Genomic DNA, 16,814 nt, shown 5'->3' with positions numbered 1-16,814 from the left:
ATGGGCGGCTACACGCTGATCGAGAACGCGCCGCTGGTCGCGCGCAACACGCTGCGCGTGGCCGCCCGCGCCCGGCTGCTGGCCGAGGTGCGCGACGCCGCCAAGCTGCCGGAGCTGCTGGACTTTCCCGCCGTGCGCCGCGGCCGGTTGCTGGTGCTGGGCGAAGGCAGCAACCTGCTGCTCACCGGCGATGTGGAAGGCACCGTGATCGCCATGGCCACCCGCGGCGTGCAGGTGGAGCACGAGGGCGACGTCACCCGCATCGCGGTGGCCGCCGGCGAGCGCTGGGACGACTTCGTGCGCTGGACGCTGGGCCAGGGCTTCGCCGGGCTGGAGAATTTGATCCTGATCCCGGGCACGGTCGGCGCCGCGCCGATCCAGAACATCGGCGCCTACGGAACCGAAGTGGCCGAGTTCATCGAGAGCGTGGAAGCCTGGGACCTCGCCGGGCACCGCGTGGTCTCGCTGGACAACGCCGCCTGCGCCTTCGCCTACCGCCATTCCCTCTTCAAGCGCGAGCCGGACCGCTACATCGTCACCGCGGTGCGCTTCGCCCTGCCCCGCACCCACGCGCTGCGCCTGGACTACGCCGGCATCCGCGAGGAGCTGGCGCGCATGGGCGTGGACAGGCCCGCGCCCTTCCACGTCGCCGAGGCGGTGGTGCACCTGCGCACGCGCAAGCTGCCCGACCCGGCGGTGATCGGCAACGCCGGCAGCTTCTTCAAGAACCCGATCGTCGAGGCGGCCACGGGCGAGTCGCTCAGGCGCGAGCATCCCGGACTCGTCGCCTGGCCCGGCAGCGACGGCCGCTGGAAGCTCTCGGCCGCCTGGCTGATCGAGGCCGCCGGCTTCAAGGGCCGGCGCGAGGGCGATGCCGGCATCTCCAACCGTCACGCCCTGGTGCTGGTCAACCACGGCCACGCCAGCGGCGCCGAGCTGTGGGCGCTGGCGCAGCAGGTGATCGCCGGCGTGGAGGCCCGGTTCGGCGTGCGCCTGGAACCGGAGCCGGTGGTGGTCTGACCCGTGCCGGCCCCGGCGCGCTAACGGCGCGCCTTCGACAGCAGCCGCAGGATTTCCATGTACAGCCACACCAGCGTCACCATCAGCGCGAACGCCCCATACCACTCCATGTACTTCGGTGCGCCGGCCCGGCTACCGCGCTCGATCAGGTCGAAATCCAGGGTCAGGTTGAGCGCCGCCAGCCCCACCATCAGCAGGCTGAAGCCGATGCCCAGCGCGCCGGACTCGTGGATGAAGGGGATCTGGATGCCGGTGAACGCGCGCAGGCCGAGGTCCACCAGGTACAGCAGCGCGACGGCACCGGTGGCGGCGACGACGCCGATCCGGAAACGGTTGGTAACCTCGATGGCGCGCGTGCGGTAGAGCACGAGCATCACCGCCAGCACCCCGGCGGTCAGCATCACCGCCTGCAGCACGATGCCGTGGTAGCGCAGCTCCATCACGGCCGAGACGCCGCCCAGCGCGAAGCCTTCGGCGATCGCGTACAGCGGTGCGGTGATGCCCGACCATTGGCGCAACAAGGCGCTGGCCAGAGCGAGCACCAGGCCGGCGAGCAGGCCGCCCCACATGAACGGTGCCGTGGCGGCGAAGGCGCCGGCCACGTCGCCGGCGGCGGCCAGCATGTCGAAGCGGTGCCAGGTCCAGCCGCCGGTGACCACCGCCAGCAGGAGCAGCAGGCCGGTCTTGCCCAGCGTACCGTTCAGCGTCATGCGATCGCCTTCGGCGAACAGGCCCTGGAAGGTGCTTTCGCGCAGTACCGGGTTGCTCGAGCGCATGGATCCTCTCCCTTGGATTCCGCGCGGGGCGCGCGGGCGCACCATGCTACCGCGCCCGGCTCGACCGCGCGCTCAGGTCCGGCGCGGCCGGTCCAGCTCCGGCAGGAACACGGTGGTCAGCCCCATCAGCGGCAGGAACGCGCACAGCCGGTAGACGTACTCGATGCCGTGCGCGTCGGCGATCTGCCCCAGCACCGCGGCGCCGATGCCGCCCATGCCGAAGGCGAAGCCGAAGAACAGCCCCGAGACCATGCCCACGCGCCCGGGCAGCAGCTCCTGCGCGTAGACCAGGATGGCGGAGAAGGCCGAGGAGAGGATCAGGCCGATCGCCACGCTCAGCACGCCGGTCCAGGCCAGGTTCGCGTGCGGCAGCAGCAGCGAGAACGGCGCCACCCCGAGGATCGAGATCCAGATGACCGACTTGCGCCCGATGCGGTCGCCCACCGGCCCGCCGATCAGCGAACCGGCCGCCACCGCGAACAGGAACACGAACAGGTGCGTCTGTGCGCTCTGCACCGACACGCCGAAGTGGTGGATCAGGTAGAAGGTGTAGTAGCTGGACAGGCTCGCCAGGTAGAAGTACTTGGAGAAGATCAGCAGCCCCAGCACCAGCAGCGAGCCGACGATGCGCCCGCGCGAGAGGGTCACCGCCGCATGGCGCCGCCGCGCGGCGCCGCGGACGGCGTGGTGGTCGCGGTACCAGCGGCCGACCTGCAGCAGCACCACGATCGCCAGCAGCGCCGCGAGCGAGAACCAGGCCACGCTGCCGCGCCCGTGCGGCACGATGATCCAGGCCGCCAGCAGCGGCCCCAGCGAGGCACCGGTGTTGCCGCCCACCTGGAACAGCGACTGCGCCAGGCCGTGCCGCCCGCCGGAGGCCATCCGCGCCACGCGCGAGGATTCCGGATGGAACACCGACGAGCCGGTGCCGACCAGCGCCGCCGCCAGCAGCAGCACCGGAAAGTTCGGCGCGGTGGCGAGCAGCAGCAGGCCGCACAGGCTGAAACCCATGCCCACCGGCAGCGAGTACGGCATCGGCCGCTTGTCCGTCGCCACGCCGACCAGCGGCTGCAGCAGCGAGGCGGTGAGCTGGTAGGTCAGCGTGATCAGGCCGACCTGGCCGAAGCTCAGCGCGAAGCCGCTCTTGAGGATCGGATAGATCGCCACGATCAGCGACTGGATCATGTCGTTGAGCAGATGCGAGAAGCTGATCGCGCCGAGTACGGCAAACGCGGTGCGCGGCGCCTGCCCGGAGGCGGCGGCTACGGCAACGGCCGGAGGAACACGGGTATCCATGGGGGCTCGGGGACGCGCGGCCTTGCCGGCCGCGGGGCGCCACTCTAGAGTGCCCGGCGGCGGCCCGCGTGCACCATCGGGTCATCTTCCGTCGAATTCGGGCCAGAACGGAGGCCCGCCATGCGCAACACCCGCGTCACCCATTACGAAGACACCCCGCGCGACGTCGTCGCCACCGGCAACGACTACCCGCCGCACTACGTGCTGCCCAGCCATGCGCACAAGCGCGGCCAGCTGCTGTACGCGGCCACCGGCGTGGTCACGGTCGTCACCGGCGCGGGCAGCTGGGTGGTGCCGCCGCGACGTGCGCTGTGGATTCCCCCCGGCGTGGCGCACGAGGTGCACATGAGCGGCGCCGTCTCCACCCGCAGCGCCTACGTGCGGCCGGAGGCCGCCACCGCCGCAGGCCTTCCCGGGCACTGCCGCGTGATCGCGGTCTCCACCCTGCTGCACGCGCTGCTGATGGAGGCGGTGGATCTGCCGGCGGAATACGCCCTGGACGGCCGCGATGGCCGGGTGATGGCGCTGCTGCTGGACGAGATCGCCACCGCGCCCGCCCTGCCGCTCAACACCCCGCTGCCGCGCGATCCGCGGCTGGCGCGGCTGTGCCGCCGGCTGATCGAGGCGCCGGCGCTGGACATCGACCTGGACACCATGGCGCACAAGGCCGGCATGAGCCGGCGCAGCTTCACCCGCCTGTTCCGCCAGCAGACCGGCATGAGCTTCGCGCTGTGGCGGCAGCAGGCCTGCCTGCTCACCGCCCTCACCCGGCTGGGCCGCGGCGAGCCGGTCACGCGGGTGGCCGCCGACCTCGGCTACGCCAGCAGCAGCGCCTTCACCGCGAGTTTCCGGCGCGTGCTCGGCAGTGCGCCGAGCCGCTACCTCGCGCCCCGTGACTGACCGTCAGCGACGCTCGCCGTAGCGCTCTTCGGCTGCCCGCCCGGCGCGCAGCCGGGCCATGCGGGTGGCGGCAGCCACACGTCCGCCGAGGCCGGCATGGCGCTTGGCCCGCTTGCCTTTGCGGGGAGCGGCTTCCCCACCGCGTCGTTTGCCCGCGGGCGTCGCGCCCGGAGCGCGGCAGGGGGCGCGCAACGTGGTGGCGGGACGTCGACGGCGCGCCTGCACCAGGCCGCCGGCGCTCGGGATGTCTGCCTTTCCGGACATGGGAGGGAGCCTCCGGGATACGGCAGGCCATCCTGCGCAGGGGGCCGTGAAACGATGGGCAACGCTTCGTTCGAGGCGCATTCGTACGGTAGCGCGACGTCCGCAGCGAACGGACGGCGCTTCGCGCGAGCGACCCTTGCGGCCTCCACTCCTGGCCGCACGGGCGGTTTCATGCATGCAGCCTGACTGGGATGGCCCAGGGCCCGCCGGCCCGCGTTGACCGTCCGCGGGGAGCGCCGGGATCATGACCGGATGCCGATCCTGCGCTTCCTCTTCCTCTGCCTGCTGCTCGCCGCCACGCCCCTGCTCCACGCACAGGATGCGGCGCGGGGCACCCCCGCTCTCCCCGCCGCCTCGCCCGATCAGACGCTCGACCACCTGCGCAGCCAGCTCGACCAGATCAAGGGCGCGCTCAAGGGCAAGCCCGACGATCGCACGCTGGCAGGCCTGCGCGACACCGCCCTGGCGGTGCAGGACCAGGCCGAGCAGCTCGCCACGGCGCTGGCGCCGCAGATGGCCAGCCTGGATGCGCGCCTGGCCGTGCTCGGTCCCGCTCCGGCCAAGGGCGCACCGCCGGAAGCGCCCGAGGTGGCGGCGCAGCGGCGCCAGCTGGACAAGGCCAAGGCCGGCCTCGACGCGCAGATCAAGCAGGCGCACCTGCTGGGCGAGGAGGGCCTGCAATTGGCCGCGCAGGTGGCGGACGTGCGCCGCGATCTGTTCCAGGCGCAGCTCACCTCGCGCACGGCCTCGCCGCTGGGCAGCGCCTTCTGGAAGGAACCGGCGCGCTCGCTGCCCAACGACCTGGCACGCCTCGGGCGCCTGGAAACCCGCCTCGCGAACGCCTGGCAGGATGCCTGGCAAGCGCCCAGCCGTGGGCCGTTGCTGCTTTGCCTCGCGCTCGCCGTGCTGCTGGTGGCCGGTCGGCCGCTGCTGGAGCGTGCCCTGCCCTTGCTGGCGTCGCGCAGCCTGCCCGAGGGCCACCTGCGCCGCAGCGCGTTGGCCGTTGCGCTGACGCTGGCCTCCGTGCTGGTGTACGGCCTGGCGGCGCAGCTCGTGCGCCTGGGGCTGGATTGGAACGAAACGCTCGATCCCGACCTGGACGAGCTCGCCCGGGCGCTGGTGCGGGTGGTGTGCTTCGCAGCCTTCGTCAGCGGCCTCGGCCGCGCCCTGCTGTCGGTGCGCAGGCCCTCCTGGCGGATGCCCGCGTTGTCCGACGCGGCGGCACGCAGACTGCGCGCCTTCCCCGGCCTGCTGGCCGCCGCCAGCCTGCTGCTATTCGTGATCGAGCGCGTGAACGGCGCGATCGGCGCCAGTCTGCCCGCCACGGTGGCCACCCGCGGCCTGGTCGCGCTGGTGGTGAGCGGATTGATCGGCGCCGCGCTGCTGCGCCTGGGCCAGGCGCGGCGCGCGCTGCTCGCTACCGGCAGCGCGCCGGTGCAACGTCCGCTGTGGGTGGGGCTGCTCGCCGGTGCCGCCGTGCTCGGTGCGGCCGTCAGCTGGATCGCGGTCGCGCTGGGCTTCATCGCGCTGGGGTTCTACCTCGCCACGCGCATGCTCTGGATCGGCATGCTGATCGGTGCGCTGTACCTGCTGACGCACCTGGTGCAGGACCTGATCTGTGCGTTGCTGCTTCCCGAAGGCCGCAGCGGGCGCCGGCTGCAGGCGGCGTTCGGGCTGGCGCCGCGCACGCTGGACCAGGCCTCGACGGTGCTCTCGGGCGTCAGCCGCGTGCTGCTCCTGCTGCTGGCGATCGGCCCGCTGCTGGCGCCGTTCGGTACCGACCCGCGAGAGCTCGGTACGCGCATGGGGCAGCTCTTCGGCAACCTCTCCCTGGGCGAGCTCACCATCGCCCCGGGCACCGTGTTCGAGGCCGGGCTGGTCTTCGCGCTGGGCCTGGTCGCCGTGCGCATGCTCAAGCGCTGGCTGGGCGAGCAGTTGCTGCCCAGGACCACGCTCGAGCCGGGCATGCAGCTCTCGATCGTCACCCTGCTCGGCTACGTGGGCGGCGTACTCGCGTTCGCGCTGGCGCTGGCCGTACTCAACGTGAGCCTGCAAGGCATCGCCTGGATCGCCAGCGCGCTCTCGGTCGGCATCGGCTTCGGCCTGCAGGCGATCGTGCAGAACTTCATCTCCGGCCTGATCCTGCTGGCCGAGCGGCCGGTGAAGGTGGGCGACTGGGTCAGCCTGTCGGGCGTCGAGGGCGACATCCGCCGGATCAACGTGCGCGCCACCGAGATCCAGCTGTGGGACCGCTCCACGGTGATCGTGCCGAACTCGCAGCTGATCACGCAGAACGTGCGCAACGTGACGCTGGCCAATGCGCAGGGCCGCGTGCAGGTCAAGCTGCCGATGCCGCTGGACACGGACGCCAGGCGCGCCCGCGGGATCCTGCTGCAGGCCTTCCTCGACCACCCCGCGGTGCTGGAAACGCCCGCGCCGAACGTGCAGCTGGAGCAGGTCGACACGCTGGGCATCCACTTCGTCGCCACCGGCTACGTGCACAGCCCGCGCGAAGTGGGCAACGTGCGCAGCGAACTGCTGCTGGCGATCCTGGAGCGGCTGCGCGCCGCGGGCCTGCCGCTGATCCGCCCGCAGGACATGCGCGTCTACCGGCTGCCCGACCCGCGCGAGACCGGCTGAGTCGATACGAGCCGGTAGGAGCGAGTTCGCCCGCGATGCCTTTGCTTTGTGGTGCCGGAGCACGGCAGGGGCATCGCGAGCAAGCTCGCTCCTGCATTGCCGCCAGGGCCTACGACCGCTGCCTCACGGTGCGGCGGCGCGCTTGAGCCGGGAGGCCGGGCGGGCGACCGCGTACATCTCCCATGCCATCTGCTTGAGCAGAGCCTGGCGATCCGTGCCCTGCACGTAGAGGTCCATGTGGGTGCGCCCCGGCAGGAAGCGGAAGTCCGACTTCGCGCCGAGCCCGTCGAGCACCGCCTTCAGCCTGTGCGCGGCACCGTCGAGATAGAAGGTGTCCGCCGTGCCGACGACCAGGTGGATCTTGCCGTCCAGGTCGGGCCGCAGCTGTGGCCAGTGCTCCTTCAGGCGACGGGCGATGTCGTAGTGCTCGCTCCAGTAGGCGACCACCGCCGGGTCCACCGTGCCGGTGTCGCGGTCGAACATCGGCTGCGGGCGCCCGTCCGCACCGCGCGGCGAGAACACCCACTCGAACGAGGCCATCTGGCCGCCGTAGGGGCCCAGCACGCGCTCCAGCCGCGCAAAGGTCTCGAAGCTGGCGAGCACCTTGCCCTTGTCGCGCACCAGCGGGTACGGCGCGCCGTCGGCGCGGCGGTAGACGTTGGCGTGCGGCGCGTACAGGTCCACGCCGGTGAAGTCGTGGAAGTCGCTCGGATCGGGCGAGGTCGACCAGGTGCCGCCGAAGATCTCCGGATAGCGCGTCTGCAGCCACAGCGTGGCCCAGCCGCCGGACGAATGCCCTGTGAGGAAGCGCCCCGACGGCCGCGCATCCATGCGATAGCGACCCTCCAGCATCGGGATCAGCTCGGTGGTGAGCGCCCGGCCCCACGGACCGTTGTTCACCGAATCGGCGAATTCGTGCGTGCCGGTGGGACCGGATTCGTCCAGCACCACCCAAATCATCGGCGGCATCTGCTTCTCCGCCATCGCGCCGAAGACCATCGCGGCGGTGCCCGCCTGGGTGACGAGGTCGCCGCCGAAGCCGTGCGTCTGGTACACGGTCGGATAGGTGGCATGGCCGGCTGGGTCGTAGCCGGGCGGCAGCACCACCCAGCCGCGCATGTGGATGGGGCGGCCCCAGAAGGCGCTCAGCGACGGGCTGACGAAGTCGACAGGCTGCACCTGCCGGCGCGCCTCGGCCAGGTGCTTGCGCGTGGTTTCGCTGAGGTAGCGCGCGGGGAGGTCCCATGCCGCCCGCGCGGGGACGGTCTCGGTGAGCTCCAGCGCGGGCGCGTCCGTGCTCGGCAGGTGCACCTGCACCACCTTGCTCACCAGGTCGCCGCCGTTGCGGCCGTGGTAGTTGTAGTCGTGCTGCGTATCCAGCACCGCCTGCACCAGGTAGTCGCCGGGCGGCAGCCTGGAGAAGGGGTCGGGAAAGACCTCGTCGTCGGCGTCCAGCAGCACCTGGCCGCCGGGCACGAGACGCTCCACCTCGCGTGCGGCCACGGCCGTCTGCTCGGGCGCGAACGGACTGCTGTCCACTTCGGTGACCTTGCCGTCCTTCGCCGCGGCACGGGCCGCCTGGGCCTCGGTGGCGAACAGCAGCAGCCGGCCGGACGCCGGCTGGGTGGCGGTGGCCGGCAGGCCTACCTGGAAGAACGGATGCGCGGCCGGCACCGCCTCGCGCGCGCAGGTGCCGGTGACGAGCAGTGCGAACACGAGTGCAAGCGCGCCGCGGATTGGTTTGAACATGGCTACATCCTCGCTGGGTCTGCTCTCCGCGCAGGAGCGCGCTTGCTCGCGATGCTCTTGGCGCTCATCCGGCACCAGAAACAAAGGCATCGCGAGCGCACCGGCTCCTGCACGATCCATCCGCCCCGGTCAGCGGGTCGACCGGCCCTTCTCGTCCTGTTTCACCGGCGCCAGGCGCAGGTCCTGGAAGTCGAAGCTGAAGTCGGTCAGCGGCGAGATCGGCTGCATCAGCGCCTCGCGCACGTGGCCGTCCTCGTCCAGCGCGAAGCTGATGAAGGCATCGGCGTTGAGGGTGCGGTCGTCCCAGCGCACGGTGAAGGTGTCGTGCTGCCAGGGCTGCATCGTGCCGACCAGCTGCGGCGTGCGGCTGAAGCGCAGGCGCAGCTTGCCGTGCTCCTGGCTCACCACGACATCGCCGTACCAGGGGTCGCGGTAGGTGCCCGCATAGCCGGCCAGCGGCAGCGAAGGCTTGCTGCCCTTGTCGCGCGCGGCCTCGTGCCTGGCGAAGCTGTCGTCGGCCTTGGCCTCGGCCTTCTTCACCGCCTTGTCGTACGCGGCCACCCAGTCGGTCTTGTGCTCCGGGTTGAGATAGGCGTCGAGCACGCGGTAGGTGATCGCGTTGAAGGCCGCGCCCGATTCCGCGTTGGTGAGCACCACCACGCCGAGCCTGAGCTCGGGTACCAGGGTCACCCGCGAGACCATGCCCGGCCAGCCGCCGGTGTGCCAGACCAGTTTCCTGCCGCGGTAGTCGGACAGGAACCAGCTTTCGCCGTAGCCGAAGAAGTTGGGCGTCAACGGCGCGAGCTCCGGCACCGGCGGCTTGTTGATGGTGATCGGCGTGAGCATCGACCACATCTCGTGCTGGCTCTTCTCGGAGAACAGCCGGCGCGGCTTGCCGTCGGCGCCGGTGCCCGGCAGCACGCCGCCGGCGAGCTGCACGTTCATCCACTTGGCCAGATCATGCACGCTGGCGTAGATGCCACCCGCGCCCGGGTCGTTGAGCCAGGCCATCGGCGGCACGGGCTTCAAGTCCTTGAAGTCGGCCTTGGCATGGCCGGTGGCCACGTCCATGCCGGGCTTGAGGTAGGTCTTGTCGATCAGCGACTCGTCCATGCCCACCGGCTCGAAGATGTGCTCGCGCACGTAGTCGGCGTAGCTCTGGCCGGAGGCCTGCTCGATCACCAGGGTGGCCACCGCGAAGAGGATGTTGTCGTAGGCGTAGCCGGCGCGGAAGCTGTTGCGGATCGGCACCTTGGCCAGACGCTCGACCACCTCGCGGGTGGTGTAGGTGGTGGGCGGCCAGTACAGCAGGTCGCCCGCGCCCAGCGACAGGCCGCTGCGGTGCGCGAGCAGGTCGCGGATGCGCATCTCGTGTGTCACGTACGGGTCGGACATGCGGAACCACGGCAGGTGCTCGATCACGCGGTCGTCCATGTCCAGCTTGCCCTGCTCGGCCAGCTGCTGCAGCGCCGCGGCGGTGAACGCCTTGGTGTTGGAGGCGATCGCGAACAGCGTGTGCGCATCGACCTTGTCGCTCTTGCCCAGCTCGCGCAGGCCGAAACCCTGCTCCATCACCACCCGGCCGTCCTTGACGATGGCCACGGCGATGCCGGGCACGTCGAAGGTCTTGCGCGCGCGCTCCACGTAGGCGCCGAAATCGGCCAGCTGCGCCGGCGGCATCGGACGGGCGGTGTCGCCGGTGGAGACCGGCGGCGGCGCCGGCCGCTGCGCAGGCACCTGCGCGAGCGCGCCGGTAGTGGCCAACAGCAGGGCGCAGGCCACCGCCAGGCGCGTGCGGGAAACGGGCTGGGTCATCGAAGCACTCCTTGGGTCCAGGCAACGGCCCACTATCGCCACAAAACGCGCCGCGCGCCAGCCGTCCGGCCTGCTTCAACCGCCGTGCCGGGCGTGCGCGTCCAGCCAGGGCGCCAGCGAAACCGACCACAGGTTATCCAGGCCATTGTCCCAGGCGGCCATGCGCGCGAGGTCCTGCCGGCCCTGCGCCCGGCTGCGCGGGTAGTGAACCGGCACCCCGCGCGCGCCGGAGAAATACAGGGTCCGGTGGTCCGGTCCCAGGTGGGAGCCCCCGGGTGCGCCGCGGTACACCTCGTCGCCCAGGTCGATCGGTGCGCCCCAGCGGCCGTGCTCGCGGAACGCGATGTAGAGGCGGTCGGGTCGGTCCTTGCCCGCGTAGTTGGCGTCGAACACGATGAACGATTCGTCCGGCGCCACTGCCGGGTCCAGCTTGTGCGCACCCGCCGCTCAGCGCGACCTCGACCGGAGCCTGGTAGGCGCCGTCACGGTACTGCGAACGGAACAGCCGGAAGTCGCCGTCCGCGCCCGGCCGCTGGAAATACACGCTGCCGTCGGCCGCCACGCTGGGCGCATAGGTGCGGGTGCTGGCGTTGACCACGTCGGGCAGCCGCACCGGCTTGCCCCAGCCGTCGCCCTTGCGGTCGACCCGCCAGAGGTGCCCGCCCGAACCCGGGGCGACCTTGCCGTCGGCCATCACCGCATCCAGCGGCTTGCCGCCCGGCCGGTCCGGCCGGTTGGAGCTGAACACCAGGAACGGGCCGCCGCCATCGCCGGATGGTGGTCCAGCCAGCGGCCGCAAAACGGCGCGATGACAGGCTCCGACCAGCCGCGCGCGGTCCTGAGGATGCCGCGTTGGGCCAGCTCACGCGGTCGAAGAACACGGTGCGGCCATCCGGCGCGAACGCGGCGGAGTCCTCGGCGGCCGGGCCCGAGACCACGCCGGGCGCGAACAGATGCGGCGGCGCGGCAGGCGCGGCCTCCAGCGAGAGCGAAACGACGCCGCACATGCATGCGGCGAGCAGGCGGCCGGTCGGTCGGGAATGCTCGATCCTTGCGTCGGGGAAGTGCAGCGGCAGGCACGGATACGCCTGCCGACGGCCGCGCACGCGTGCCACAAGTCACTCCAGCTCACATGCAGGTCCGCCCAGGGCGTGCCAGGATGCGCGCCTCCCCCGCTGGAGCACGGCCATGACGCTCTCCACCCCCACCGCAAACGACGTAGGCGTGCGCGTCGGCATCGGCGGCTGGACCTTCGCCCCCTGGCGCAACAACTTCTACCCGGCCGGGCTGGTGCAGCGCCGCGAGCTGGAGTACGCCAGCCGCCAGCTGCGCGCGATCGAGATCAACGGCACGTTCTACGGCGCGCAGAAGCCGGCGACCTACGCCAAGTGGGCAGCCGAGACGCCGGAGGGCTTCGTGTTCGCGCTGAAGGCCCCGCGCTACGTGGTGGAAAGCAAGCGCCTGGCCGCCGCCGGCAAGGGCATCGAGGCCTTCGTGCACGGCGGCCTGGCGGAGCTGGGCGACCGCCTGGGGCCGATCAACTGGCAGCTCGGCCCGGGCCGGCCGTTCGATGCGGACGACATCGCCGGCTTCCTCGACGCGCTCCCGCGCGAGCTCGACGGTCGCCCGCTGCGCCACGTGCTGGAGGTGCGCCACCGGAGTTTCGCGAGCGAACGCTACGTGGATCTGGCGCGCGCGCACGGCGTACCTACCGTGTTCACCGACGCCACCCAGTACCCGTCCTTCGCCGATCTCACCGGCGACTTCGTGTACGCGCGGCTGATGCGCAGCCAGGCCGACGAGCCGGCCGGCTATCCGGCCGATGCGCTGGACGCCTGGGCCACCCGCGCCCGCGCCTGGTCGCAGGGCAAGGACCTGGCGGAGCTCCCGCACGCAGGTGCGTTGCAGCCCGACGGACCGCCGCGCGAGGTGTTCGTGTTCTTCATCGGCAGCGCCAAGGAGCGCAACCCCGCCGCCGCCATGGCCTTGCAATCGCGCATCGACGGCGCCCACTGAGGCGATGTTTACGGGCGATTGCCCGGAGCGTCACGGGAGGTGAGGCAAGCTGGACGCCGTCGGAAAAACACCGACATTCCCTCTCCCATCACCGCCCAGGAGAAGCGCCATGAGCATCCAATCGACCGGTTACACCTCGACCCGACCCGCGGGCATCGGCAGCGGCCCGGTGCTGGCTTCGAGCACGCTCAATGGTGAAAACGTGCGCAACGCCCAGGGCGAGGATCTCGGCGAGATCAAGGACCTGATGATCAACACCACCGATGGCACCATCGAGTACGCGGTACTGTCCTTCGGTGGCTGGCTCGGCATGGGCGACAAGCTGTTCGCGGTGCCGTGGAACGCCATGCGGCTGGACACCGAGAACCACTGCCTGGTGCTGGACGTGCCGAAGGAGCGCCTGAAGGACGCGCCCGGCTTCGACAAGGACAACTGGCCGGACTTCGCCGACACCACGTTCACCAGCCGCATCAGCAACTACTACCACTGAGCCGCCGGCCGGCGGAGGGCGTCGCGCGGCGCCCCCCGGCTCCGCGCTGCGGATACACTGGCGCACCGTCAGCGCCCTGCTTCCGACCATGCGCCAGCTCGCCTTCCAGCTCGACCGCGACCACGTCGAACTCAACCAGCTGTTGAAACTGTGCGGGCTCTGCGACAGCGGGGGCGCGGGCAAGGCGCTGGTCGCCAGCGGCGCGGTGTTCGTCGATGGCCGGCGCGAGCTGCGCAAGACCTGCAAGATCCACGCGGGACAGACCGTGCGCCTGGGCGAGACCGAGATCCGCGTGGCCTGACCGCGCGCAACGCCGCCGGGATGTAACCGGACCGCCGCCGCCGGCGAATTCGCCTGCAGCACGAACGCTCGCGAGGTGATCCATGGCCCGTCGATGGTTTTTCCTGAGCCCGCTGGCCGGCCTGCTGCTGGCTGCCTGCAGCGCGTCCGGACCGGCGGTGGCCGATGGCGCGCGGCGATTGCCGCCTCCCCGCCTGGATCCCGCGCCCGCACAGCCGGGCGAACAGGTCGCGGTGTTCGCCGGCGGCTGCTTCTGGGGCGTGGAGGCGGTGTTCGACCACGTCGAGGGCGTGCGCGAGGCCTGGTCCGGCTACGCCGGCGGCAGCGCGGACACGGCCAGCTACGAGCGCGTCAGCGACGGCGACACCGGCCACGCCGAGTCGGTGAAGGTGGCCTACGACCCGCGCAAGGTCAGCTACGGCAAGCTGCTCGAGGTGTTCTTCTCGGTGGCACACGATCCGACCCAGCTCGACCGCCAGGGGCCGGACGTCGGCAACCAGTACCGCTCGGTGATCTTCTACACGACCCCGCAGCAGGCGCAGGTGGCGCGCGCCTACATCGCGCAGCTCGCCGCAGCCCGTGTGTTCGACGCGCCGATCGTGACCCAGGTGGTTCCGCTGCGGGGCTTCTACATGGCCGAAGCCTACCACCAGGACTTCGCCGCGCAGCACCCGGGCAACCCCTACATCGCCTACAACGACGCGCCGAAGGTGGCGCACCTGAAGCAGTGGCTGCCGGCGCTGTACCGTCCGCAGACGCAGATCGTCCCGGTGCAGCTGCACTGACGCTGCCACGCGTCGCGCCGACGTCTTGGACGCCTCGCGCCTACCGCGCCGGCGGCACCAGCCGCAGGCGCACCGAGCCGGCCCGCTGGCTGGGGCGCAGCATGCGCTCGATCTCCGGCACCTCCAGCGCCCTCGCGTAGAGGTAACCCTGTCCCTCGGTGCAGCCGGCGCGCAGCAGGAAGTCATGCTGCGCCTCGGTCTCGATGCCCTCGGCGATGGCGCACAACCCCAGTCGCTTCGACAGCGCCAGCATCGCCTCGACGATGGCGGCGTCGTGCGCGCTGCCCGGAAGGCCGGCGACGAAGCTCTGGTCGATCTTCAGGAAGGCGATCGCCGGCAGCTTGAGGTAGGCCATCGATGAATAGCCGGTGCCGAAGTCGTCGATGGCCACGCCCACGCCCAGCGCGTGCAGCGCGTTCATCGTGCGCTCCATTTCGTCGCCCAGCCGCAGGATCGCGCCCTCGGTGATCTCCAGCAGCAGCCGCTGCGGCGAGATCCGCTCGGCGACCAGCCAGCGGCGCACGTCCTCGACGAAGTGCGGCGCGCCGTAGGAGCCGGCGGAGATGTTGACCGCCACGCGGATCGGCGGCATGCCGGCCTCGTCCCACTGGCGCATTTGCCGCGCCACCGCCTGCAGCACCCACTCGTCGACGTGGCGGATCAGGCCGAGCTTCTCGGCCAACGGGATGAACTCCGCGGGCGAGATCTCCCCGCGTGCCGGATGGCGCCAGCGCAGCAGCGCCTCCACCGCCACCACCTTGCCGTTGCGCAGGTCCACGCTGGGCTGGTAGACCAGCCGGAATTCGCCGCGCGTGAGCGCCTGGCGCAGTTCCGCCGCGAGCGCCAGGCGCTTGCGCGCATCGGCCTGCATCATCGGCGAGTAGAAGCGATAGGTGTTGCGCTCCTGGCTCTTGGCCGCGTACATGGCCGCGTCCGCGTTCGCGATCAGCGTGACCGGATCGCTGCCGTCCAGCGGGTAGCCGGCGATGCCGATGCTGGCACTTAGCGCCACCTCGTAATCGCCCACCGTCATCGGCTCGCCCAGCGCCACGAGCAGGCGCTGTGCCATCGCGCTGGCCTGCTCGCGCGAGACCAGCCGGCCGATCAGCACCGTGAACTCGTCGCCGCCGATGCGCCCGGCCAGATCGTGCTCGCCCAATTGCCGCTCGATCCGCTCGGCCACGTGCACCAGCAGGCGGTCGCCGATCGCGTGGCTGTAGCTGTCGTTGATGACCTTGAAGGCGTCCAGGTCGATGAACAGCACCGCCATCGCGCCGTGCAGGCGGTCGGCTTCGGCGATCGCCCGCGCGCAGCAGCGCTCGAATTCCGCGCGGTTGGCCAGCCCGGTCAGCGGGTCGTGCGTGGCCATGTGTTCGAGCCGCCGCTGGTTCGCCTTGGTGGTGCTGATGTTGGTGAACACCGCCACGTAGTGCTGCACGCGGTCCTCGGCGTCGCGGATCGCGCTGATGCTGAGCAGTTCGGGATACAGGCTGCCGTCCTGGCGCTGGCTCTGCACCTCGCCCAGCCAGTTGCCGCCGGTTTCCAGCGTGTCCCAGATCGACTGCGGCAGCGGCGAGCCGTCGGGCAGCCGACGGGTCTCGTCGAACCGGCGCCCCTGCACGTCGTGCAGCGACAGGCCGGTGATCGCCACGTGCGCCGCGTTGATCGAGACCACGCGCCGCGACGCGTCGGCGATGATCACCCCCTCGGCGATGCTGGCCAGCGCCTCGGCGGCGATGCGCCGCTCCTGTTCCAGGTTCAGTCGCTCGGAGATGTCGCGCACGATCGCCTGGCGCACCGCGCGCTGGCCCCAGGTGACCAGGCTGCTCTGCGTCTCCACCGGGCGCTCGCGCCCGCCGCGGCCGCGCAACATGCCCTGGACGATGCCCTCGCCCTGCGGCACGCCGCGTTCGAACAACCGCGCGAAGGGCGTGCCGATCAACTCGCGCGGGCCCTGCCCGGTCCATTCGGCCGCCTTGCGGTTGATGTCCAGGATGCTGCCGCTGTTCTCGTCCACCATCACGATGGCGTCGGCGGCGCGGTCGAACAGCAGGCGGTACCGCTCCTCGGTGCCGCGGATGCCCGCGAGCACACGCCGGGCGATCCACAGCCACAGCAGCGAAGCCAGGCAGGTGGCGCCGAAGATCGTGCCGTACAGCACGCGCCCCATCCACACCGCACCCTTGGCGATGTCGTGCGAGAACCGCTTTGCGTGGGGCTCGATGATGTCGTTCAACGCGCGGATGCGCGCCTGTTGCCTGGCCACTTCGCCCGCCGGCAGCGGGCCGCGCGCACGGGCGGCCTCCAGCTCGCGGGCGGTGGCATCCATGGCGGCGACCGGCGGGTCGACCAGGCGCCATTCGGCCAGGGCATCCTTCATGTAGGGGGCCGAGGCGAAGTGATCGAGCATGAAGATCACGCCCGGCACCGCCTCCTGCATGGTATTGACCTTGAGCAGCGCGGCCTCGACCGCGGCGCGGTTGTAGACGCCGCTGGTCACCACGTCGCGTGCCCACTGGTCGATGCGCAGGATGTCGTAGTTGCGCCGGTAGGCGGCCAGATCTGCCGGATTGCCGCTGGCGGCGTAGTTGCGCAGGTCGATCACCGCCTGCTTCTGCGCCTTGGACCAGATGCTCTCGCCGTTGAGAAAACCGGCGAGAGCGACCTGGATCTGCAAGGCGCCCCAGGTGAACGCGAGGATCAGCCCGATGACGGCCGCAAGCCCCCAGGCCAACGGCAGGAGGCGCCGTGGCAATGATTGCA

The 16,814-nt window shown here is 71.2% G+C and carries 13 protein-coding genes; 7 read left to right on the top strand and 6 right to left on the bottom strand.

Features of this window, described 5'->3' with window-relative positions:
• Positions 1-1,020: a UDP-N-acetylmuramate dehydrogenase gene (murB, locus tag WAT24_RS14405; RefSeq protein ID WP_336808657.1), complete on the top strand. Its 1,020-nt coding sequence runs from the start codon at positions 1-3 to the stop codon at positions 1,018-1,020.
• Between the two features lie 20 nt (positions 1,021-1,040).
• On the opposite strand, the gene WAT24_RS14400 is transcribed toward murB, so the two are convergent.
• The gene (locus WAT24_RS14400) at positions 1,041-1,796 is read right to left on the bottom strand and encodes a Bax inhibitor-1/YccA family protein (RefSeq protein ID WP_336808599.1); all 756 of its coding nucleotides are present in this window, start codon (positions 1,794-1,796) and stop codon (positions 1,041-1,043) included.
• Between the two features lie 72 nt (positions 1,797-1,868).
• Positions 1,869-3,092: an MFS transporter gene (locus tag WAT24_RS14395; RefSeq protein ID WP_336808598.1), complete on the bottom strand. Its 1,224-nt coding sequence runs from the start codon at positions 3,090-3,092 to the stop codon at positions 1,869-1,871.
• A gap of 120 nt (positions 3,093-3,212) precedes the next feature.
• Here WAT24_RS14395 and WAT24_RS14390 point away from each other — a divergent pair, with 120 nt between their 5' ends.
• Positions 3,213-3,992 carry an AraC family transcriptional regulator gene (locus WAT24_RS14390; protein ID WP_336808597.1) on the top strand — a complete coding sequence of 260 codons (780 nt, stop codon included), beginning with the start codon at positions 3,213-3,215 and terminating at the stop codon, positions 3,990-3,992.
• 516 nt (positions 3,993-4,508) lie between these two features.
• Positions 4,509-6,896, top strand: a complete 2,388-nt coding sequence (locus WAT24_RS14385) for a DUF3772 domain-containing protein (protein WP_336808596.1) — start codon at positions 4,509-4,511, stop codon at positions 6,894-6,896.
• Between the two features lie 123 nt (positions 6,897-7,019).
• On the opposite strand, the gene WAT24_RS14380 is transcribed toward WAT24_RS14385, so the two are convergent.
• The 3 genes from WAT24_RS14380 to WAT24_RS14370 form a co-directional block, all read right to left on the bottom strand.
• Entirely contained in the window at positions 7,020-8,645 is a 1,626-nt protein-coding gene (locus WAT24_RS14380) for an alpha/beta hydrolase (protein ID WP_336808595.1), read from the bottom strand.
• Between the two features lie 129 nt (positions 8,646-8,774).
• On the bottom strand, positions 8,775-10,460 hold the full coding sequence (locus tag WAT24_RS14375; RefSeq protein WP_336808594.1) for a serine hydrolase: 1,686 nt from the start codon (positions 10,458-10,460) through the stop codon (positions 8,775-8,777).
• 75 nt (positions 10,461-10,535) lie between these two features.
• A complete protein-coding gene (locus WAT24_RS14370; protein WP_336808593.1) occupies positions 10,536-10,877 on the bottom strand; it encodes a hypothetical protein in 342 nt (113 codons plus the stop codon).
• Positions 10,878-11,648: 771 nt separating this feature from the next.
• On the opposite strand from WAT24_RS14370, the gene WAT24_RS14365 reads away from it, so the two are divergent.
• The 4 genes from WAT24_RS14365 (at position 11,649) to msrA (ending at position 14,051) form a co-directional block, all read left to right on the top strand.
• Entirely contained in the window at positions 11,649-12,476 is an 828-nt protein-coding gene (locus tag WAT24_RS14365) for a DUF72 domain-containing protein (RefSeq protein ID WP_336808592.1), read from the top strand.
• Between the two features lie 109 nt (positions 12,477-12,585).
• Entirely contained in the window at positions 12,586-12,966 is a 381-nt protein-coding gene (locus WAT24_RS14360) for a PRC-barrel domain-containing protein (RefSeq protein ID WP_336808591.1), read from the top strand.
• 88 nt (positions 12,967-13,054) lie between these two features.
• Positions 13,055-13,267, top strand: a complete 213-nt coding sequence (locus tag WAT24_RS14355; protein ID WP_336808590.1) for an RNA-binding S4 domain-containing protein — start codon at positions 13,055-13,057, stop codon at positions 13,265-13,267.
• Between the two features lie 82 nt (positions 13,268-13,349).
• Positions 13,350-14,051 carry a peptide-methionine (S)-S-oxide reductase MsrA gene (gene msrA / locus WAT24_RS14350; protein ID WP_336808589.1) on the top strand — a complete coding sequence of 234 codons (702 nt, stop codon included), beginning with the start codon at positions 13,350-13,352 and terminating at the stop codon, positions 14,049-14,051.
• Between the two features lie 40 nt (positions 14,052-14,091).
• Here msrA and WAT24_RS14345 read toward each other — a convergent pair whose 3' ends face one another.
• Positions 14,092-16,806 carry a putative bifunctional diguanylate cyclase/phosphodiesterase gene (locus WAT24_RS14345; RefSeq protein ID WP_336808588.1) on the bottom strand — a complete coding sequence of 905 codons (2,715 nt, stop codon included), beginning with the start codon at positions 16,804-16,806 and terminating at the stop codon, positions 14,092-14,094.
• Positions 16,807-16,814 lie beyond the last annotated feature (8 nt).

Origin of the sequence: Fulvimonas yonginensis, assembly GCF_037137055.1 — a bacterium.
Lineage (GTDB): Bacteria > Pseudomonadota > Gammaproteobacteria > Xanthomonadales > Rhodanobacteraceae > Frateuria_A > Frateuria_A yonginensis.
The sequence above is the reverse complement of the archived record's forward strand: the minus strand, read 5'-3'. Positions and strand labels throughout refer to the sequence as shown.